This is a genomic window from Microbacterium sp. HM-570, from assembly GCF_054165885.1.
The window spans coordinates 409,874-430,740 of sequence record NZ_CM135111.1 but is presented as its reverse complement, the minus strand read 5'-3'; the positions used below and the strand labels follow the sequence as shown (position 1 = coordinate 430,740).

The following is a 20,867-nucleotide window of genomic DNA, read 5'->3' as shown; positions in this document are numbered from 1 at the left end:
GGCGTGAGGAGTCGCGGATGCCCGGGTGCGAGCACCGCGCGGACGGCCCCCCGGTAGGCTGAGGTCGCCATGTCTGAAGCCCCCGCATCCGTTTCCCCCGCCAGCGCCTACTCCACCACGACCGCGACGGGACCGGACGTGCGTGTGCGCTTCTGCCCCTCGCCGACGGGGCTTCCGCACGTCGGTCTCGTGCGCACCGCCCTGTTCAACTGGGGGTACGCGCGCCATCACGGCGGCAAGATGATCTTTCGCATCGAAGACACGGATGCCGCGCGCGACAGCGAAGAGAGCTACGCACAGCTGCTCGATGCGCTGCGGTGGCTGAAGATCGACTGGGACGAGGGCGTCGAGGTCGGGGGACCGCACGCGCCCTACCGGCAGTCCCAGCGGCACGAGATCTACCGCGACGTGCTCGACAAGCTCATCGCCGCGGGCGCCGTGTACGAGAGTTTCTCGAACGCCGAAGAGATCGACGCGCGCAACGCGGCCAACGGCCGGGCGAAGCAGCTCGGCTACGACAACTACGACCGCACCCTGACGGATGAGCAGAAGGCCGCGTTCCGTGCCGAGGGCCGCGAGCCCGCTTGGCGCCTGCGCGTGCCCGACGAAGATGTCACGTACGAGGATCTGATCCGCGGTGAGGTGACCTTCCCGGCCGGATCCTTCCCGGACTTCGTGATCGTCCGGGCCGGTGGTATCCCGCTGTACACGTTCGTCAACCCGGTCGACGACGCGCTCATGGGTATCACCCACGTGCTGCGCGGCGAAGACCTGATGCCCTCCACAGCCCGGCAGCTGTCGCTGTACCGTGCTCTGATCGACGCGGGGGTCACGACGTTCATCCCGCGCTTCGGCCACATGCCCCTCGTGCTCGGCGACGGCAACAAGAAGCTCTCGAAGCGCGACCCCCGCGCCGACCTGTTTCTCCAGCGTGAGAAGGGCTTCATCCCCGAGGGGTTGCTGAACTATCTCTCGCTGCTCGGCTGGTCGCTCTCGCACGATCGCGACATCTTCTCGCTCGACGAGTTCGTCGCCGCGTTCGACATCGTCAACGTCAATCCGAACCCGGCTCGCTTCGATCAGAAGAAGGCCGAGTCGATCAACGGCGACCACATCCGGATGCTGGAGCCCGCCGATTTCGCGGAGCGCATCCTGCCGTACCTGGCGTCCGCGGGACTGATCTCGACACCGCCAACCACCCGCGAGCGGGAGCTGATCGACGCATCCGCTCCTCTCGTGCAGGAGCGCATTCCGTTGCTCGGCGATGTGCCCGGGATGCTGGGCTTCTTGTTCGTCGACGAGGTCGCGTACGACGATGATGCGCTCGCGGGGCTGCCCGAGAACGCGGCCGAGGTGCTCGTAGCTTCGGTCGGTGCGCTCGAGCTGGTGCCCGAGAGCGAGTTCCGGGCCGCCGCGATCAAGGAGGCGCTCGATTCGGCGCTCGTCGAGGGACTGGGGCTGAAGCCCCGTATCGCGTTCGGGCCGCCGCGCGTCGCGATCTCGGGGCGCCGCGTGTCGCCGCCCCTGTTCGAGTCGATGGAGCTGCTCGGCAAGGCCGAGTCACTCAAGCGGCTCGCCGCGCTCGTCGCACACCGCTCGAACTAGGTGGGCATGCGGGGGTGGTTTGGAAGGGCCCTCGCGGTCGTCTAGACTAGGTCGTCGGCACGGTTTCGATCGTGACCGGTGGGGTATGGTGTAATTGGCAACACGGCGGTTTCTGGTTCCGTTGTTCTTGGTTCGAGTCCAGGTACCCCAGCAAGTAAGTCTCTCGATTTCGGGGGTCTTTCGTGTTGCACGCCGATGCCGGCCGAAGGTCAGGGACGTGTTCGCTCCGAGCCGAGCACCGCGTCGAGCAAGCGCTCCGCGTCGCCCGGCTGGATGGGCTCGCGGCTGAGCGCGCGGAGCAGCACGGCGCCGATCAGCGCCTCGGCGAGCTGCTCGACCGGCGCACCCTCGGGCAGGTTCGGCATCGTGCCGATGGAGCGCAAGAGGCGCCCCGAGACGGACTCGGATCCCGACAGGCTGTCGCGTAGGCGGCGTCCCACTTCGGCGTACTCTGCCGCCGCCGCAATCAGCGAGCGCAGGATGCACTCACCCTGAGGAGTCTCAAGGAGCGTGAAGATCTCGTTCAACCACACGGTCAGGTCGCGGCGGATGTCTCCGGTATCCGGCAATTGGAGCTGGCCCGCGAGTAGCTTGCCCTCGAGCAGGCACTCCGCGATCACGGCGCCCTTCGACGGCCACCAGCGGTAGATGGTCTGCTTGCCGACGCCCGCGGTGGCGGCGATGCCCTCCATCGTCAGATGGTCATAGCCTCGCTCGGCCAGAAGCAGGGTCGCAGCGTCGAGGATCGCTTGTCGCGCGGCCTCGCTGCGCACGGGCCCGCTGCGGGGGAGCGTCATGACGGTGACCCTTCGATGAACGGACAGATCAGACGAGACGGTGCGTGTTATCTTATCCAAGCTGATCGACGTGGAGCCAGCCTCCTCGTTCGGAGGCGCCTCTTCACGGATACGAGGGAGAGTCGTGGCTGAACTGCTGCATCGTCTGGGATCGTTCGCGGCGCGCCGCGCGTGGACCGTCATCGTCGGGTGGCTGGTCATCCTCGGCCTCGCGGGCGGTGGGTTCGCGCTCGGCTTCGCTGGACTCAGTTCGAGCTTCGACATCCCCGGCACGGCTTCCGGCGACGTCGTCGACGAGTTGCAGGAGCAGCTTCCTGATTTCAGTGGGGCGTCCGGAATCGTGGTGTTCCACACCGAGGATGGCTCGGCGCTGAGCGACGAGCAGCGCGCAGACATCGCGGCGCTGGCGAAGTCGGCGCGCGACCTGCCCGACGTCTCGGACGTGATCGATCCGTTCGCGACCGAGCAACAGATCGCGGACCAGAAGCAGCAGCTCGAGGAAGGGCGCGACCAGATCGCGGACGCCCGCGCCCAGGCCGAGGCGGGCCAGGCCCAGCTCGACGCGGGGCAGGCGCAGCTCGACGCGGGGCAGGCGCAGCTCGACGCCGCGAAGGCTCGACTCGACGCGCGGGGACTGCCGGCCACCGCACTGGAAGCGCAGCAGACCGCACTCGACGCACAGCAGGCGGCTCTCGACGATCAGCGCCAACAGCTGACGGATGGCCTGACCACGATCGACGCGAACGAGACCAAGATCGAACGCGGCGCCGAGCTGCTCTCGTTTGCCGACGGCATCCGCGTCGTCTCGGAAGATGGCGCAACGGCGCTGGTCAACGTGCAGTTCTCGGAGCCGCGACTCGAACTCGCGCAGAGTTCGAAAGACGCCGTTGTCGAGCACTTCGAGTCCGACTCGATCGAGGGCGTCGAGGTGGCGTTCTCGACCGATATCTCACAGGGCGTTCCCGAGATCCTCGGGGTGGGTGAGGCTGTCGGCGTGGCCGTCGCCGCGATCGTCCTCGTCGTCGTGCTCGGTTCGCTCCTCGCGGCCGCGTTCCCGATCGTCACCGCAGTCGTGGGCGTCGCGATCGGTGCGATGGCGACGCTCGCCTTCTCGGGCGTCGTGCAGATGGCATCCGTGACCTCGATCCTCGGTGTGATGCTCGGTCTCGCCGTCGGAATCGACTACTCGCTCTTCATCATCTATCGGCACCGACGGCAGCTGCTCGCGGGAGCGGACGTGCACGAGTCGATCGGCCTCGCCAACGGCACCGCCGGCAACGCGGTCGTCTTCGCGGGGGCGACGGTCATCGTCGCGCTCCTGGCGCTCAACATCACCGGCGTTCCGTTCCTCGGGGTGATGGGCACCGCGGGCGCGGTCAGTGTCGCCGTCGCGGTGCTGATCGCTGTGTCGCTCACGCCCGCGCTGCTCGGGCTGGCCAAGTACCGCATCCTGAGTCGGCGAGCGATCGCGCGTGCGCGCGCGGCGGGTTCGGATGCCGCCGCCCGACCGAACGCATCCGTCCGTCCCATGTCGACTCTGCGTGCCGTGCTGACCGTCGTTGTGGCAACCGTGGCGCTGCTGGTCGTGGCGATCCCCGCCCTGTCGATGCGTCTGGGCCTGCCTGATGGCGGGTCGGAGGCGGCGGATTCTTCCGCGTACCGCGCCTTCACCCTGACGGACGAGGCGTTCGGTGCCGGAGCCAACGGCCCGCTGCTCGTTACGGCGGCGCTTCGGGCGGGCCTCGACGATGACGGCGCGCTCGACGCCCAGCTGAGCGTCGCCCGCGAACTCGCGGCGCAGGACGATGTGGTCTCGGTGGCCCCGGTCGCCATCTCGGACGACAATCGTCTCGCCGCGTTCCAGCTGGTGCCGTCCGAGGGGCCGAACAGCACCTCGACCGAGGCGCTCGTGCGAGACCTGCGCGACCTGCCACCGGTCGACGGCGACATCACCCTCGGCGTCGCGGGCCAGGCGGCCATCAACATCGACATCTCGGAGGGGCTCGCTGATGTGCTGCCGCTCTACCTGGTGGTCGTGGTCGGGCTGTCGTTCCTCATCATGATGATGGTGTTCCGATCGCTGCTCGTGCCGCTCATCGCGACCGCAGGGTTCGTCCTATCGCTGTTCGCGACATACGGGGCCGTCACCGCGGTGTTCCAGTGGGGCTGGCTCGGCGAGCTGCTCGGGGTGCACAACCCCGGGCCGATCCTGAGCTTCCTGCCCGTGATCCTCGTCGGCATTCTCTTCGGCCTCGCGATGGACTACCAACTCTTCCTCGCATCGGGCATGCGCGAGGCGTGGGCGCACGGAGCCCCGGCGCGACTCGCGGTGGCGCAGGGTTTCCGGGCCGGGCGCACCGTCGTGACGGCCGCCGCGCTGATCATGGTCGCGGTGTTCTCGGGCTTCATCACCTCCGAGTCGGTCATCATCAAGTCAATGGGTCTCGGCCTGGCCCTCGGTGTGCTGTTCGACGCGTTCGTCGTGAGGATGCTGCTGATGCCCGCGCTCATGCACCTGCTCGGCCGGTCGGCCTGGTGGTTGCCGCGCTGGCTCGATCGCATCGTGCCGAACGTGGATGTGGAGGGCTCGGCTCTCGAGCGCAGGCATCCGGTGCATCACGCGGGCGTCGCCGGTCGCTGAGCACGCTGCCCTGCGACTTCTCGGCCTTGAGGGTCTGCTCCGCCGAGCGCAGCGCGCGCTGCGCTGCTTCTTGCTCCGACGCGAGCTGTTCGCGGTACGCGCTGTAGGGCCCGCCGTAGACCGACAGAGAACCGGCGCGGAGCTCAGCGGTGCTGTCCATGAGCTCGAGCAGCGCGACGTCGTGGCTGACGACGATGAGGGTGCCGCGCCATCCGCGCACCAACTCGTAGGCCCGCTCGCGTGCGTCCGTGTCGAGGTTGTTGGTGGGTTCGTCGAGCAGCGCTATGTCGGCGCGGCGCAGAGATACACCGACGAGCGCGGCGACCGACCGAGCCTCGACATCCCAGTCGTCACCGACCAGATCGAACAGGTCTTGTTCGATCGTGCCGTCCTCGATCGCGCGAATGGCCGAGGATGTCTCGCACGCCCAGCAGGTCGGCGACGGTGTTGTGCGGACGGAGCGTCACGTTCTGCGCCAGGTAGTCGACGACACGGTTCGTCGTCACGCTGCCGCTCGTCGGGGTGAGGTCACCCGCGATGGCGCGCAGCAGGGTCGACTTGCCGACACCGTTCAGGCCGATCAGGCCCGTGCGGCCGCGGTCGAAGGCGCCCGCGACATGATCGAGGGCAGGGGAGCCGTCCGGCCAGGCAAAAGTGAGGTCGTGAAGCACGACAGAAGGACGAAAAGCGGGCATGCGAATCTCCGGTTTGTGTCAGGGGGTGCTGACACGAGAGACGCAAGAGGGTGCGCGAGTCGGTCAGCGATGTACGCCGGAACCGAAGCCCGCCATGACCCATCCTTCGATTCGCTCCCTCTCACACGCGGCCGGAGTGCCGCAGGAGCGCGGCAGCAAGTTTGCCACACGAGCCGCGGCCGGTCACGCCTTCACGAACGGTCCCGACATGCCGCGCGGCATCGAACTACACGGCGTGTCGCGTCCGCTCGCGAACGCGTGACCCGCGAGCGGGCGCGCAACGGGCGAGGTAGGCCGACGAGCTGCTACTCGCGATAACAGCGCCGTCAACCCCCTCGCGTGAGCCCACACCCAGGGCGAAGATGAGCACATGAACTCTCAGGACGACAAGGACGACAAGATCGACGGTCCGATCGGTAAGCCCAGCCAGGCCGAGGGCGGTGAGCCCGGACCTGCGTCACAGGCCGCCGAACCACTGCCCGGCGAGGGACACCCCTCGCCGGCCGACGGTGGAGAGCCCGACGCGTGACTCTCGCTACATCGCGGCGCCGGTGTAGGAGTACTTGACGAAGACCTCCGACGCGATGCCGGCTTCGTCGAGCACGCCCTGCACGGCGGTCAGCATGTACCTCGAGTCCCACCCCATGTACAGGAACGTCGACTCGTCGAGCGCATCCCACTGTCCGTTCCAGGCCTGTTCGGGGTAGAGCGGCCCACCGCGGCGGGCGCTGAAGGCGACGACGTGCTCGCGGCCGTCGGCCCAGAGGCGCTTGAAAATGCGGTTGAAGAGGTACTTGATGTCGTAGACCTCCCAGTGCTCGCCGCGGTACTCGACGTACTCGAATTCGCGCTCCCACCCGCGTGGCCAGCCGCGTCGGCGCACGGCATCGAGGATCGGCGTCAGCCCGTCGTCGTCGATCGCGATGACCTGCGGCCGCGCCCAGATCTCGACGAACGCCTCGGTCAGTGCTGCGGTACGCGCGGTGATCGCTGCGGTGCCCCAGGCATCCGTTCCCATGATCGCGGTCGTGAGAGTCACCCGGCTCTGCGGATACAGCGCGTCCCGCTTCTCGGGGAAGGATGCGTCGAACCCGCGCTCGGCGAGCGGCGTCTCGACGAGCGTGAGGTTGCCGAGGGTCGGGGCGAGGGCGCGGTGACTGTTCTGCTCGTCTTCGCTGTAGTCGGCCCAGGTGCGTTCGCCGTCGCCCGTCCAGGTGTCGGCGGGCGCGAGGGGGAAGACGTGCTCGAGCTCCAGTCCGTCGTGGCTCTCGACACCCGCGAGGCGCCCCAGTACGTAGGCGGCGTGGGGGAGAGCGCCGTACTTGAGCTCGACGCGGACGCGCTCGTTCGACGGCATGATCCGCGCGATCGCCCGGACCAACGCATCCGGTCCGTCCTCTCGAGCGCGGCAGAGGCGGGCGACCAGCCGGTCGTTCGACAAGCCAGAGACCGTGCGGCGCAGCAGGAGCGACTGGATGTTCTCGAGCGTCGCGATCAGTTCGGCACGTTCGATCACCCCGAGCGCATAGTCGCGGTAGGCGCGCATGACCAGCGGATATATGGCGCGGCCGAAGGTGTTGACATAGCCCAGTTGGCGGCTGATTTCGGCGTCCGGCTCCTGCGACGGATCGAGCAGGATGCGGTAGATGTCGGAGTAGTCGCGCCACTCGGCCGCATTCGCTCGCAGCGTGTCGAGATCGAGGCGCGGGAAGCGCTGACGGAAGGCGTCGTAGACGCTGCGTTCGCCCGCTACGGCGACTTCGCGGCCGGTCGTCATGACGAGGAAGTGGCGCCAGAAACTCGCGATCGCCTCGCCCGTGTTGCGCTCGATCGGCACCCAGTAGGCGTCTTCTATCTCACTCTGCTCGGCGTGCGAGAGGCCCATCAGCACGTAGTTGTGGATCAGCTCGTGGTCGCGCAGGGGCTCGCCCGTGGAGTTCAGGCTCTCGAAGATCTGCTGGGCGTTCGCGCCCGACCCGAGCGTGATCGCGACATGCTCGAGCTTCTGCAGCCCACGCCAGATGCGGGGCACTTCGTCCAGCCGGACCTGGCTGCGGAAGAACGCGTAGTTGTCGTCGAATCTCGACTCGCGGTAGGCGTCTTCTGGCTCGCGCTGCTCGCCTCGCCGGTCGAGCACGACGCTCTCGAACACGCGGGCCCACGCCCGGTGCGGGCGGAGCTTCGTGTGATCGGGGTCGTCTGCCCGCACGAGCACCCGTTCTAGTTCGGCGGCGAGCTCGGGGTCGTCGTCCTGCACGGTGTGGTGGAGGGCCGCGACGAGCAGCATGAGCGTGGTGATGCGCTGTTGCCCATCGATCAGCACGAGCTCACCGGGGGCGGTCGAGGCATCCGTGTCCGCGCTCACGGTCGAGAGGATCGACCCAATGAAGTGCATGTTGCGGTCGTCGAGGTCTGCGACCGCACGGATGTCGCCGAGCAACTGTTCGCACCCGCCGATGTCCCAGCGGTACTGGCGCTGATAGACGGGGACGACGATCGCGGTCTCGGGTGCCGAGAGCCAGGCGACCGTGTTGACCGCGACGGCGTCGACGTTGGTGGCACTGCCCATGGTGTCGCTCAGCCCCTCGCAATACGTCGGAATCGCCGGGGTCGCCCCGCGCGGGCTCCAGTCTAGGCATCCGTCCTTCGCGCGCCCTCGCCCACTCGCCGCCCCGTGCCCCTCGCGGCCCTGGGCCCGCTCACCTGACGCAATGTGTCGGCTGACGGATGCCCGAGGCGACACTTTGCGTCGGGCGAGCCGCTCGGCTGTCACACATCGACCGTGCGACGCGTGCGGAAGGTCGATGTGCGACAGCGGAGCGGATCCGGGAGTGGATCCGGGGCGGGGTTATTCACGGCGGGGGTCAGGGGCGCGAAAAGGGCGCGGAGGTAGGCTTACCTAAGTTGGGCCTGTTAAAACGTGCTGGCCCTCTGACGAAAGGCATGTCACCTCATGGGTTACATCAAATCCGCCGCGCTCGAAGAGACCGGCTATGTCGTGCTCGACTCCTACAACCAGGAGCTCGACCCGAAGGAATGGCTCGACATCGAGTACAACGACTGGAAGTCCTCGGGCGACACGCGCTTCGCGCCGCTCGCCAGCGCTTTCGGTGACATCGAGTGCAACGGCTTCTGGAACCACAAGCCGCCGCGCACCGACAAGGACGGCGTCTGGATCGACTCGCAGATCGAGAAGGCGCCCAACCTCACGCGTCGCGCCATGGAGCCGGGCGCGAACGTCGGCCGCTGCCGCGTGATCGAACTGCAGCCGAACACCTACGCCGACTGCCTCTACAACCTGCACCAGGACGACAACAACCGTCTGAACCCGGATGGCACGGGCTGGGTCGTTCGCGGATTCTTCAACCTCACCGACGACAAGACGAGCTACTTCGTGCTGCGCGACAACCGCACCGACCCCGAGGGTGAGGTGCGTATCGCCCTCCCCGCAGGTGCCCAGCTGATCGTCGACACGCAGCGCCTCTGGCACGCCGCGACCCACCCGGGTACCGAGCCGCGCTACTGCCTGATCACGTCGTGGACGTCGGGCCCCGAGCTCGACGCCTACATCGAGAAGTACAACGGTGTGGCTCACGTTCCGAGCTTCGAGGTTCCGCAGGACGAGCTCGACGCAGGCCAGGCCGAGCAGACCCGCCGCCTCGCAGCGCGTGCCGCGTTCTACGCCGCCAAGGGTCAGGCCGAGAAGGTGGCGATGAGCGAGGCCTGAGCCCCGCGCATCCGCGGGCGTTTCGTCTCGGCCTGCGGCCTCGCTCAACGACCGGGGGTTTGTGCGGCCTCGCTCAACGACCGGGGCCACGCAACCCTCGGTCGTTGAGCGAGCTCAGCGAGTCGAAACGCCCGCCCCCGTTACTCGTAGCGCAGCGACTCGACCGGGTCGGCGTTTGCGGCCCGGGCCGCGGGCAGGGTTCCGGCGAGGAACGCGATTCCCATGACGATCAGGATGACCGTCGCGATCGAGATCGGGTCGAACGCCAGGAGCGTGAGGCCCGGCAGGTCGGCCAGCAACGTGTCTGCGAGCGCCGAGCTGAGCGCCGTGCCGACGAGGATCGCAACCGCGGCCCCGATCGCGCTACCCAGGAAGCCCAGGAACGCGGCCTCGAGGCTGAACAGGCTGAATACGCGGCCCGAGCCCATGCCCATGGCCTTCATCAGCCCGATCTCGCGCGTGCGCTCCTGCACCGACATGTAGAGCGTATTGACGATGCCGAAGCTCGCGGCGAGCAGCGCGATGATGGCGAAGGCGTTCAGCACGAGCACGATTCCGGCGATGATGGCGGAGAACGTGCCGAGCTGATCGGCAACGGTTGTGCCGGTGTATCCCTCAACCTCGAGCCGCTCCTTCAGCGCGTCGATCTCTTCGGTCGTGGCGTCCGGGTCGAACCAGATGCTGGCTTGTGCGAACCGCTCCTGCTCGGCGGCGGGTACCCCGATGTTCTGGAGCTCGACGAGAGCGTCCGTGAGCGCCTGGTTGGGCGTGACCGTCGTCGTCGGACCCGCGAACGCCTGCTCGGCCACGCCGGTTACGGTCGCCTCGACCGTATGCGGCTGGCGTTCGGCATCCGTGATCCCGAACGTCACGGTCTGCCCGATCGCCGACTCCGCATCGTCGAATCCCAGGGGTTCGACCAGCGAGAGGGGGAGGGTGACCTCGGGCGCGTTGGAGGAGTCGTCTGGTTCCGAGCCGGTGGCCAACTGGATGGTTTGGCCCGCCACCAGGCGACCGACGCCCGTTACGTACGGCGTGCCGTCCTCGAACTGCACGTAGTCGGCGTTCACCGAGATCGTCGGCTCGACACGAAGGACCCCATCGATCGCGGCCAGCGCGTCGAGGTCTGTTTGGTCGAGGGCGACGACGGTGCTGCCGGGCGCGGCGGTGGGGCCCGCCGCGATCGCGTCGGGGTTGTATTCGATCGGTCCGCCGCCGGCGGCCACACCCGCGCCAGAGGGCTGCGTGACCGTCATGACATCCGTCGCGCCGATCGAGCTGACGGTGTCGTCGATGTACCGGTTGATGCCGGTGCCGAGCCCGTTGGTGAGCACGAGGGTGAACGCTCCGACGAAGATCGCGAGGATCGTGAGGGTTGTCCGAACCTTCGAGCGGAAGGTCTGCGAGACGGCGGTGGTGATGAGGTCTGAGGTCTTCATGCCGCCACCGCCTCGTCCGCGACGATCAGGCCGTCTCGGATCAGGATGCGGCGGTCACATCGCGCCGCCAGGTCTTCGTCGTGCGTCACGATGATCAGCGTGATGCCGTGCTCACGGTTGAGTCCGAAGAGGATGTCTTCGACGACCGCGCCGGTAGCGGTGTCGAGGTTTCCGGTCGGTTCGTCGGCGAAGATGACACGCGGGTCGTTGACGAGAGCGCGCGCGATGACGGTGCGCTGCTTCTGTCCGCCCGACAGGTCGAGGGCCTTGTTGCGGGCCTTTTCGTCGAGTTCGAGCTGCGCGAGGGTGGCCATGCCGCGGCGTTTGCGCTCGCGACGGCCGACCCCGGCGATCTTCATCGGCAGCATGACGTTATCGAGCACGGTCGTGCCGGACGTCAGGAAGAACTGCTGAAACACGAATCCGAACGTGCGGTTGCGGGTGCGGTTGAGGGTCCGCCCCCGCAGGGAGCGGGTATCGGTGCCCTCGAGGTCGATGCGTCCGCTTGTCGGCTGGTCGAGGAGAGCGAGCAGGTGCATGAGGGTCGATTTGCCCGACCCGCTCTTGCCGACGATCGCGACGCTTTCGCCGGCGCGAATGTCGAGGCTGACACCGCAGAGGGCATCGAAGCGGTTGGCGCCGCGTCCGTAAGACTTGTGGACGTCGGTGACCGAAATCAGCGGGGCGGTCATGTGTGTGCCTTTCGGGTGTATGAAGTCATCTCCCCAGAGTCGCCGGCCACGGTCGGCGGCGCGTCCTGCGAGCGGATGCATCCAGCTACTGCGTTCGCGGTATGGCCCCTGCCACGAGGGGACGACGCGTGCGGCCCGTGCGCGCGCCACACTGGTGTGATGAGGGACGGGGAATACGACGGGCCGTGGGCGATCCCGCATCGCCGCCTGCCCGCGTGGGTCGGTGATCTCATCGCGGCGGCGTTCGTCGTGGTGGCTGCGGTCGTGCCATTTCCGGCTCACGAGTTTCGTCCGCACAGTCCCCTCGTCGTGGTGATCGCACTGCTGCCGGCCGTCCTGCTGCCGCTGCGGCGGCGCTGGCCGCTGGCCGTCCTCGTGGCATGCCTGGGGTGCTACGGCATCGCGGCGCTGCTCGGTACCGTCGCCCCGGGGGTCGTGCTCGCCGCAGCTATCGCCATGTTCGGCGTCGCGAACCGTTCGACCCGGCGACGGGCGCTCATCACGATGGCGGCGGCCGTCCCCGGCATCGTTCTGCTGAGCGCGCTCGCCGCGATCGGAGACGTCTTCGACCCCCGTACCTTCCAGTTCGCCTTCGTGATGGCATTCGCGGCGGCGGCGGGTGACGCGACACGCTCGCGGCGCGAGTACATCAGCGAGATGACGGAGCGGGCTCGGCGCGCCGAGAAGACGCGCGAGGCCGAGGCGCAGCGTCAGATCACCGAAGAGCGCTTGCGCATTGCCCGTGACCTGCACGATGCCGTCGCGCATCAGATCTCGGTCATCAGCCTGAATGCGGGCGTGGCGTCGACGTCGCTCGAGACACGTCCCGAGAAGACGCGCGAGGCGCTCGCGAACATCCGCACCGCATCGCGTAGCGTGCTGGCCGAGATCGGCGATCTGCTCGAGATGCTGCGCGCCGACGAAGGCGGCGAGGACGAGGCATCCGTTCGTCCCCCGCAGCCGGGACTCGAGCGCCTGGACGACCTGGTCGAGCGTTTTCAGCAGACCGGCCTCGATGTGGGGGTGCGGCGAGAGGGCGACCTGACGGTCGTGCCCGCCCCGCTCCAGCGCATCGCGTACCGCGTCGTGCAGGAAGGGCTCACCAATGCGCACAAGCACGGCGCCCTACGCCGCGCGCACGTTCTGCTCGAGGTGGGCCCCGAGGTGTTGGTGGTCGTCGTGACGAACCCCATCCGCGATGACGAGCCCCGGGAATCCGACGCACGAGTCGGGCACGGGCTCACCGGTCTGCGCGAGCGGGTCGCGGCGGTCCGCGGTTCGGTCCAGGCGGGCGCGACACCCGGTGGGTACCGACTCTCGGCAAGCCTGCCCCTCGCGAGACGTCCAGAGGACAGCGCAACATGACAATGGTTCTGGTCGTGGACGACCAGTCGCTCATCCGTTCGGCGGTGCGCGACCTGCTCGAAAACGCCGAAGACATCACGGTCGTGGGGGAGGCGGCCGACGGCGCCGTGGCCATCGCGAGATCGGCCGAGCTACGACCCGACGTGGTGTTGATGGATATTCGGATGCCTCAGGTCGATGGGATCGCGGCGACCGAGGCGATCTGCTCCCACCCGGCGCTCGCGGAGACGCGCGTGCTGATCCTGACGACGTTCGAAGAGGACGAGTACCTGGTCGCGGCCCTGCGGGCCGGAGCGAGCGGATTCATCGGCAAGGGTGCGGAGCCCGACGAGATCGTACGCGCGGTGCGTGCGATCCATGCCGGCGATGCTCTGCTCTCGCCCGCGGCAACGCGCAGCCTGATCACGCGCTACGTGCTCCCGACTCGCGCACCGGCCGTCGGGCTGGTGCCGCCCGAGTTCGCCCACCTGACCGAGCGCGAGCGCGAGGTGCTGTTGCTCGTGGCGCGCGGCCGGTCCAACCAGGACATCGCCGATGAGTTGTTCATCTCGCCCCACACGGCGAAGAGCCACGTCAACCGCATCATGACGAAGCTGTACGCCCACGATCGGGCGCAGCTCGTCATCCTCGCGTACGAGAGCGGCCTGCTGACGCCGGGGACGTGACCGCACGCCGTCCGGGATGGCTCGGGGCGGCACGCGTCCGGGCGGGGAGAGTTCGGGCGCAGCGGGCCCACTCGACATCGGCGCGCCGATAATGGAGACATGACGCCCCAGGCGCCGAGCGACAACGATGCCGAACTCGACGAGCGCGATGCCGACCTCACGCGAGGTGCCGATGAGCTGCGGGAATTGCGGCTGCGGGCATACGGTCCCGATGCCGACATCGAGTCGGACCCGACGGCGCTGGCGCGCTTGCGCGAACTTGAGGGGATGCGTCGCAGAGCCCCGGCGTCACCACTCGTCGCGGGGAAGCCGGGTTCGCTCCCCGTCGACGTGCGGAGTTCGGATGCTTCGGCCGCTGCGACCGGGACTGCTTCAGCTTCTGGACGGGCCGTCTCCGGTACCCCTGCCTCGCCCCGCTCTGGGGCAGGACGCCTCGCTCGGTGGTCGCGCAACCCGCGTGCCATCGCGATCGCAGCCGTCGCGCTCGTTGTCGGGATCGTTGTCGGGATCGTGCCCGGGCTGTTCACCGATCGACCCGATGCTTCGCTCCGTGTCGATCCCGCTTACGCCGATGAGCAGCTCACCACCGACTACCGCCTCTTCCTGCGTCAGATCGGTGCCGATATGGAGGACTTCGAGCGGTTCGAGGACTTCGCGGGCCTGCGGGTGTGGGGCACACTCGCGGATGCTCCGGTGCGGTGCGTTCTCGTGTCCGACGGCCCGCAAGACGTTCGCGCGCTCAGCTGCGTGCCGCGGGGACTCGATCCGGTCGCCGACATGATGGTGTACCCCGGCTCGCCCGTGCCTGGCGACATCGCGGAGCGTTTTCCCGACGCCGGCGATGGCACCGCGGTGCGCTTCACGCTCCTCGGCGACAGTGTCGAGGTTCGCGTCGTTCTGGCCGACGCCGAGTCCGAGTTTTCGTAGGTCTGTCGCGGACGAACCCGCGCGTGGATTCGTCGGGTCTTCGGGCGCCTCCCGTGGACAGCACTCCGGATAGATCGCCGCGCCGGGCCCGATTCACGTCGCCAGCGGCACCGCGGGCAACATACGGCCGGAGTGTTGTCCAGGCGGCCGACGGAGATCCCGATGAGGAATACTCTTGTTTTATGTTGTTTTGAGTTGTAATGTGTGGGAACAATGCGGCAGCTTGGCCGCGGCGAAACCAACGGGGGTCGACTCGCATGTACGCAACGGAGCGCCAGACCGCGATTGAGCGCCAGCTCTCATCGGAGGGCCGCGTTTCCGTCGTCGACCTCGCCCGGACCTTCGACGTCACGACCGAGACCGTGCGTCGTGATCTCGACGCCCTCGAACGCGCCGGTGCCCTTCGCCGTGTGCACGGGGGAGCGGTATCGCTAGACCGCACAAGCACGGTCGAGATCGCCGTCGCCGAGCGCGGCTTGCAGCGCGGCGTCGAGAAAGCGGACATCGCCACACGCGCGCTCGCCGCGATCCCGGCCGGCTTCCGCGGCTCTGTGTTCGTCGACGCCGGCACCACGACAGCGGCTTTCGCCCGGGCCCTGCCCGAGCACCTCCGCGCCGTCGGTGCGACGGCCGAGGTCGTCACGCACTCCGTTCCCATCGCCGCCGAACTCGGTGCGCGCGGCGACCTCGCCCTCTCGGTCATCGGGGGACGCGTCCGCGGGCTGACCGCGGCCGCGGTCGGTTCGTCGACGGTTCGCGCGATCGAGTCGCTGCGTCCCGATGTCGCGATCATCGGCACCAACGGGCTCGCCGCTCCATTTGGCCTGAGTACTCCCGACCCCGAAGAAGCTGCGGTCAAGCAGGCCATCGTCGAATCGGCGCGCCGGGTGATCGTGCTCGCCGACTCGAGCAAGGCAGGACAGGAGTACCTCGTGAGGTTTGCCCGACTCGAAGATATCGACGTGGTCGTGACGGATGCCCCGCTGCCCGGCGACCTCGCCGATGCCCTCGCGGTTGCGGGCGCGGAGGTGTGGCTGCCGTGATCGTCACCCTGACCGCCCACCCGGCGCTCGACCGCTCTGTCGCTCTCGACGCCGCGCTCCGACCGGGCGAGGTCCAGCCCGGCGCGCCGGGACGCGAGGATGCCGGGGGCAAGGGCATGAATGTCGCCCGTGCCATCCGGGGTGCTGGCCACGAGGTGCTGGCCGTTCTGCCGCTCGCTTCCGACGATCCGTATGCGGCTCTCTTGGCGGCCACCGGAGCCTGCGCCTATGTGGTGCCCGTCGCGGGGCACACACGCGTCAACCTCACCCTGACCGACCCGACCGGCGTGACCACGAAGATCAACCTGCCCGGCGCCGCACTCTCGCCCGCCGAGGCGGCGCAGATGATTCAGACCGTCGCCGCCGCCAGCGAGGGCGCCGAGTGGCTCGTGCTCGCGGGCTCACTCCCGCCGGGTGTCTCGGATGACTTCTATGTCCACGTCATCGACGCCGTGCGCGAGCGGTGGGGTGCGGCTGCTCCGCGCATCGCCGTCGACACGTCCGGCGCTGCTCTCGCGGCGGTCGTCGAGCGGGGCCGCCCCGACCTGATCAAGCCGAATGAGGACGAACTCGCCGAGCTCGCCGTGGTGGCGCTCGAGACCAGAGCCGACTCATCCGATCTCGTCCACCGTGTCATCGCGCTGGCGCAGGCGTTCGTGCCCGAGCGGGTCGGCGCAGCTCTGGTCACGCTGGGTGGCGATGGCGCTGTGCTGATCGACGCGGACGGAGCCTGGGTCGGAACCCCGCCGCCGATAACGCTCGTCAGCACGGTCGGCGCGGGCGACAGCTCGCTCGCCGGGTTCCTGCTGGGCGATGTCGACGGGCTCGACGCTGCGGGGCGGTTGCGTCGAGCCATCCAGTACGGATCAGCCGCGGCATCCCTGCCCGGCTCTCAAGCCCCCACACCCGCAGACCTTCCCACGGGACCCATCGACGTTTTTCCTCTCAAACCCTGACGTACCCACAGCACCACCGACCACAGGAGGTCATCGCAGTGTCAGACACCATCACCACCGAGCTCGTCAGTCTTGACGTCGATCTCGGCACCGACAAAGCCGCGGTCATCCGTGCGCTTGCCGAACGCGTCGCCGCGCAGGGCCGCGCAACCGACGCCTCGGCGCTCTTCGACGCGGCCTGGGCGCGCGAAGAGACGGACGAGACCGGACTGCCCGGCGGCATCGCGATCCCGCACGCCAAGACCGCGGCCGTCACCGTTCCCTCGCTCGCCTTCGCGCGTCTGACGCCGGGTGTCGACTTCGGTGCCGAGGACGGACCTGCCGACCTCGTCTTCCTCATCGCCGCGCCCGCGGACGCCGCTGAGGCGCACCTCGCGGTGCTGTCGAAGCTTGCCCGCAACCTCATGCAGGACGATTTCACCTCCGCCCTGCGCGCCGCGAAGACCGACGCCGAGGTCGTCTCGATCGTGCGAGTCGCGATCGGCGAAGAGGATGCGGCGGCCCCGGCTGGCGCGCCGCTCGCCACGGACGCCGCCCCGATCGCCGAGCCCGCGGTCGTCGCTCCGGTCACGCCCGAGCATGGTTCCCGCCCGCACATCGTCGCGGTCACGGCCTGCGCCACCGGCATCGCCCACACCTACATGGCCGCCGATGCCCTCGCGGCTGCCGGGGTCAAGGCGGATGTCGACGTGATCGTCGAGCCGCAGGGCTCGAGCGGCTACAAGGCCATCGATCCCGCGATCATCGCCGCCGCCGACGCCGTGATCTTCGCGGTGGATGTCGACGTGCGTGAGCCGCAGCGGTTCGCCGGCAAGCCGGTCATCCGCACGACGGTCAAGCGCGGCATCGACCACGCAGACGCGCTCGTCGCCGAGGCTGTGGCCGCGGCATCCGATCCCACTGCCGACCGCGTAGCGGGCTCCAACGCAGACGGGTCGGCCGCGGCGGCGAGCACCAATACCGCCAACGAGTCGGTCGGGGCGCGCATCAAGCGCTGGCTGCTCACGGGTGTCAGCTACATGATTCCGTTCGTCGCGGGTGGCGGTCTGCTGATCGCGCTCGGCTTCTTGCTCGCCGGGTACCAGGTGACCGACTTCGCGTCGACCGTGATCATCGACAACTCGATCGTGGATCTGCCCGAGGGTGGACTCGGTCAGTACCTCGGCTCGGTCGCCTTCATGATCGGTGCCACCTCGATGGGCTTCTTGGTGCCGGTGCTCGCGGGCTTCATCGCCTTCGCGATCGCGGACCGGCCGGGTATCGCACCCGGTTTCGTCGCCGGTGCCGTCGCGGGTCTGATGGGCGCCGGCTTCATCGGTGGCATGGTCGGTGGCGTGCTCGCCGGCTTCATCGCGTGGTGGATCGGTCGGCTTCCCGCCCCGCGTTGGTTGCGTGGCCTGATGCCCGTCGTGATCATCCCGCTGGTCGGGTCGATCTTCGCCTCGGGTCTGATGGTCTTGCTGCTCGGTCGCCCGATCGCCCAGCTCGTCATCTGGCTGTCGGACTGGCTGAACAGCCTCACGGGTGCCTCGGCGATCGGGCTGGGAATCATCCTCGGGCTGATGATGAGCTTCGACCTCGGTGGCCCCGTCAACAAGGTGGCGTACACGTTCGCGACGGCGGGCCTTGCCGCGGCATCGACGAGCGACATCTACTCGGCGCCGTACCTCATCATGGCTGCGGTCATGTGTGCCGGAATGGTTCCGCCGCTCGCGATGGCCCTGGCCTCGACCATCCTCGCCCGTAACTCGTTCACGCAGGTCGAGCGTGAGAACGGTAAGGCGGCCTGGCTGCTCGGTGCCGCCTTCATCTCGGAGGGCGCGATCCCGTTCGCCGCGGTCGACCCGCTGCGCGTCATCCCGGCTTCGATGCTCGGTGGCGCGGTCACCGGTGCGCTCAGCATGGCATTCGGTGTTTCGTCTCTCGCCCCGCACGGTGGCATCTTCGTGTTCTTCGCGATCAACCCGATCTGGGGCTTCTTGATCGCCCTTGTCGCGGGTGTGCTCGTCGCCGGCTTCGCGGTGGTCGGGCTGAAGAAGTGGGTCCGTAAACGCGAGCCGGTCGGTTCGCTTTCGTCAGCGGGCGCGGTTCCCGTCTCCGCCTAGGCATTGCTCGCAGAACGGATGGCTCTCCTCGAAACTCTTCGGGGGGAGCCATCCGCCTGCGTGGCGGTGAGCCGGCTCAGGTGTTCTGCGAGGGCGCGCTGCGGTCTCTTTCGCCCCGGTGCACGAGTGCGCTGATGGGTTGCGCGAGCATGAGCAGCAGCAGCGGGTACAGGCTCGTGGCGGGGAAGATCACCGCGATGACGAGCGCCAGCACACCGAGGGGGACTGTCAGCCAGTCGGTCCATGAGGTTCGAGGGGCTGGGACATCCGGTCCGCGCAGCCCGCGACGCACGATGATCGTCTTCTGCAGGCGGATTGCGACGACGGTCGCGAGGATGGTGGCGATGTACACACCCGAGCCGACCGCCGTGGTGCCCGCCGCCTCGACCACGAGCACGGTCGGGAGGGGCAGGAACGCGATGCCGGCGACCCAGAGCAGGTTGGCGTTGATGAGCGACGGGGTCGAGGCCACGACGTCGATGTAGACGTGGTGGTGCATCTTCCAGAATGAGGCGATCAGCGCGAAGCTGAGGGCCGCGGCGAACAGACCCAGCACGTTGTCGGTGAAGAACGTCACGGCGTTGTCGGATCGGGCTTGCTGCGCCGCGTCGACCAGTGGCAGCACGATCAGGGTGATGGCGATCGCGACGACCGCGTCGGTGAAGGTGACGAGGCGTTCGACGCCGCGACTGCGCAAGCGTGCCTGGTGCGATTCAGCGGGGGACTCCATGCCCCACATTCTGTCGGCTGAGGCCTCGGTGAGTCACGACGACAGGCTCAGTGGCCGGGCGACTCGGTGAGCGGACACGCTAAAACGGAGGGGGATCCGTGTTTGGCGTGAAGTGGACTGCGGGTGGTGGCTTGTCGATGTAGACGTGACCACCCGGTGACGTCCACTCCAGCACCCCGCCGCCCAGTTGGCGGACCGTCCAGGCGGTTTCGCCCTTTAACGTGTGGTGCCGTTTGCATAGGCATGCCAGGTTGCACACATCCGTGACACCGCCAAGGGCGTAATCGAGGGTGTGGTCTCGGTCGCATCGATGGGCCGGCTGCCGACACCCGGGGAACCGGCAATGCTGATCCCGAGCCCGGAGGAATCGCTTCATGTCCGCTGAGGGTGTGTACCGGTCGACGGCGAGCACGCATCCGGTGATCGGATCAGCAAGCACCCGATCCCACCCCGGTGCGTGGCGCGCGAGCTGGCGGGCAGTTTCGGCGTCAATCGGGCACCTGCCAACCAGCTGTGCAGGTTCATCCGTGACTCCGGCCAACGCGAGAGCGGGCACGGTGATGTTCACGATTGCCTGAATCGCACCTAGGCCACCGAACCCGTCGGACATGCCCGCGCCGGTCTGCGCGTCGGGTGCGGTGGTCAAAAGCATGTCCGCGATGAGGTCGGCCCGGATCTGATCGAGCGTTCTGGCATCGGTCGGGTCCGCGGTTTTGATCGCCTTGGCCTGCTGCGTGATCCGGTCATGCATACCGTGTGCCAGAACCGCGGGTTGCACGGTACTGAACTCGGCCATCCCATCCCCGATGTCCCGCACATAGGCACCCCGCGACGCGCGAGCTTGCTGATGACGCTCCGCAATAGTCCGCGGTTGCAATGACTCCGCCAACCGTGCGAGCGAGGACCCGAGCCGCCCGGGTGTCGTCGACTCCGCGCGAACCACAGCCTCTGATTCGAACTCCGAGCGTGCCGGTTCCGGAAGCGTCAGTCCGTGTTCCATGATGACCGCTACATGTCCGGTGCTGATGCGGCCTTCACCCCACGCTTCGAAGGTGGCGGGGAAGGACTCGTTCAAGACCGCGGCCTCATTCATCCGATTCTGCACGGTCCGGTCAGAGACCTTCGCGGCGGCGCCCAGCTCGGCGGCGAGAGCGCGATACGGGAGTTCTGCTTCGCGTGAGGACGGCGAGGTGAGCGCGGCAACACGACGCTTGCCTAGGTCAGCTGTGCGAACCAGCACGCGCGCTTGCGCGGCCTGCGCTCGCGCGACTACCGCAGACGCTTCTTCGTACTCGTCCGCGAGGGTGCGAGCCTCGAGGTCGATCTCACTCAGAATCGAATGCATGTTCGATATTCTACGGATCGGCTCCGACATCCGATTCCCGAAAAGGCCTGGATTGACGCGAGTTTGTGGCCGCAGCGATGAGACTTCTCTCATCTGAGCAGCCCGCGCTCCAGGCCACCCGCATCCCGTGCAGGA

General features: G+C 68.1%; 18 protein-coding genes and 1 tRNA gene. 12 read left to right on the top strand and 7 right to left on the bottom strand.

Annotated features, from left to right (window positions below):
• The first annotated feature begins 69 nt into the window (after nt 1-69).
• The gene (gene gltX / locus ACT9TC_RS02025) at nt 70-1,605 is read left to right on the top strand and encodes a glutamate--tRNA ligase (RefSeq protein ID WP_458041791.1); all 1,536 of its coding nucleotides are present in this window, start codon (nt 70-72) and stop codon (nt 1,603-1,605) included.
• A gap of 79 nt (nt 1,606-1,684) precedes the next feature.
• Nucleotides 1,685-1,756: transfer RNA gene (locus ACT9TC_RS02020), tRNA-Gln, on the top strand.
• Between the two features lie 58 nt (nt 1,757-1,814).
• Here the strand turns inward: ACT9TC_RS02020 and ACT9TC_RS02015 are convergent.
• Nucleotides 1,815-2,402 (bottom strand): TetR/AcrR family transcriptional regulator, encoded by a 588-nt coding sequence (locus tag ACT9TC_RS02015; protein WP_458041790.1) that lies wholly within the window; start codon nt 2,400-2,402, stop codon nt 1,815-1,817.
• Nucleotides 2,403-2,526: 124 nt separating this feature from the next.
• On the opposite strand from ACT9TC_RS02015, the gene ACT9TC_RS02010 reads away from it, so the two are divergent.
• Complete coding sequence (locus tag ACT9TC_RS02010) at nt 2,527-5,043, top strand: MMPL family transporter (RefSeq protein WP_458041789.1); 2,517 nt, start codon at nt 2,527-2,529, stop codon at nt 5,041-5,043.
• A gap of 350 nt (nt 5,044-5,393) precedes the next feature.
• Here ACT9TC_RS02010 and ACT9TC_RS02005 read toward each other — a convergent pair whose 3' ends face one another.
• Entirely contained in the window at nt 5,394-5,714 is a 321-nt protein-coding gene (locus tag ACT9TC_RS02005; protein ID WP_458041788.1) for an ATP-binding cassette domain-containing protein, read from the bottom strand.
• Between the two features lie 118 nt (nt 5,715-5,832).
• Here ACT9TC_RS02005 and ACT9TC_RS02000 point away from each other — a divergent pair, with 118 nt between their 5' ends.
• Entirely contained in the window at nt 5,833-6,000 is a 168-nt protein-coding gene (locus tag ACT9TC_RS02000; protein ID WP_458041787.1) for a hypothetical protein, read from the top strand.
• 108 nt (nt 6,001-6,108) lie between these two features.
• A complete protein-coding gene (locus ACT9TC_RS01995; RefSeq protein ID WP_458041786.1) occupies nt 6,109-6,267 on the top strand; it encodes a hypothetical protein in 159 nt (52 codons plus the stop codon).
• 6 nt (nt 6,268-6,273) lie between these two features.
• Here the strand turns inward: ACT9TC_RS01995 and ACT9TC_RS01990 are convergent, their stop codons facing one another.
• The gene (locus tag ACT9TC_RS01990) at nt 6,274-8,307 is read right to left on the bottom strand and encodes a GmrSD restriction endonuclease domain-containing protein (RefSeq protein WP_458041785.1); all 2,034 of its coding nucleotides are present in this window, start codon (nt 8,305-8,307) and stop codon (nt 6,274-6,276) included.
• 384 nt (nt 8,308-8,691) lie between these two features.
• On the opposite strand from ACT9TC_RS01990, the gene ACT9TC_RS01985 reads away from it, so the two are divergent.
• Nucleotides 8,692-9,465: a hypothetical protein gene (locus ACT9TC_RS01985; RefSeq protein ID WP_458041784.1), complete on the top strand. Its 774-nt coding sequence runs from the start codon at nt 8,692-8,694 to the stop codon at nt 9,463-9,465.
• A 140-nt stretch (nt 9,466-9,605) separates the two neighbouring features.
• Here ACT9TC_RS01985 and ACT9TC_RS01980 read toward each other — a convergent pair whose 3' ends face one another.
• Both ACT9TC_RS01980 and ACT9TC_RS01975 read right to left on the bottom strand, forming a co-directional pair.
• A complete protein-coding gene (locus tag ACT9TC_RS01980; protein ID WP_458041783.1) occupies nt 9,606-10,904 on the bottom strand; it encodes an ABC transporter permease in 1,299 nt (432 codons plus the stop codon).
• Nucleotides 10,901-11,596 carry an ABC transporter ATP-binding protein gene (locus ACT9TC_RS01975; protein WP_458041782.1) on the bottom strand — a complete coding sequence of 232 codons (696 nt, stop codon included), beginning with the start codon at nt 11,594-11,596 and terminating at the stop codon, nt 10,901-10,903. The genes ACT9TC_RS01980 and ACT9TC_RS01975 overlap by 4 nt, the downstream gene beginning before the upstream one ends.
• Before the next feature lie 159 nt (nt 11,597-11,755).
• On the opposite strand from ACT9TC_RS01975, the gene ACT9TC_RS01970 reads away from it, so the two are divergent.
• The 6 genes from ACT9TC_RS01970 to ACT9TC_RS01945 all read left to right on the top strand — a co-directional run bounded on the left by ACT9TC_RS01970 (nt 11,756) and on the right by ACT9TC_RS01945 (nt 18,657).
• Entirely contained in the window at nt 11,756-12,961 is a 1,206-nt protein-coding gene (locus tag ACT9TC_RS01970) for a sensor histidine kinase (RefSeq protein WP_458041781.1), read from the top strand.
• Complete coding sequence (locus tag ACT9TC_RS01965; RefSeq protein WP_458041780.1) at nt 12,958-13,626, top strand: response regulator; 669 nt, start codon at nt 12,958-12,960, stop codon at nt 13,624-13,626. Before ACT9TC_RS01970 ends, ACT9TC_RS01965 begins: the two co-directional genes overlap by 4 nt.
• Nucleotides 13,627-13,725: 99 nt before the next feature.
• The gene (locus ACT9TC_RS01960; RefSeq protein WP_458041779.1) at nt 13,726-14,553 is read left to right on the top strand and encodes a hypothetical protein; all 828 of its coding nucleotides are present in this window, start codon (nt 13,726-13,728) and stop codon (nt 14,551-14,553) included.
• Nucleotides 14,554-14,810: 257 nt separating this feature from the next.
• Nucleotides 14,811-15,596, top strand: a complete 786-nt coding sequence (locus tag ACT9TC_RS01955; RefSeq protein WP_458041778.1) for a DeoR/GlpR family DNA-binding transcription regulator — start codon at nt 14,811-14,813, stop codon at nt 15,594-15,596.
• Complete coding sequence (locus ACT9TC_RS01950; protein WP_458041777.1) at nt 15,593-16,552, top strand: 1-phosphofructokinase family hexose kinase; 960 nt, start codon at nt 15,593-15,595, stop codon at nt 16,550-16,552. Before ACT9TC_RS01955 ends, ACT9TC_RS01950 begins: the two co-directional genes overlap by 4 nt.
• Before the next feature lie 38 nt (nt 16,553-16,590).
• Nucleotides 16,591-18,657 (top strand): PTS fructose transporter subunit IIABC, encoded by a 2,067-nt coding sequence (locus tag ACT9TC_RS01945; protein WP_458041776.1) that lies wholly within the window; start codon nt 16,591-16,593, stop codon nt 18,655-18,657.
• A 76-nt stretch (nt 18,658-18,733) separates the two neighbouring features.
• Here ACT9TC_RS01945 and ACT9TC_RS01940 read toward each other — a convergent pair whose 3' ends face one another.
• A complete protein-coding gene (locus ACT9TC_RS01940; RefSeq protein WP_458041775.1) occupies nt 18,734-19,387 on the bottom strand; it encodes a TMEM175 family protein in 654 nt (217 codons plus the stop codon).
• Nucleotides 19,388-19,466: 79 nt separating this feature from the next.
• Nucleotides 19,467-20,732 (bottom strand): DUF222 domain-containing protein, encoded by a 1,266-nt coding sequence (locus ACT9TC_RS01935; RefSeq protein ID WP_458041774.1) that lies wholly within the window; start codon nt 20,730-20,732, stop codon nt 19,467-19,469.
• Nucleotides 20,733-20,867 lie beyond the last annotated feature (135 nt).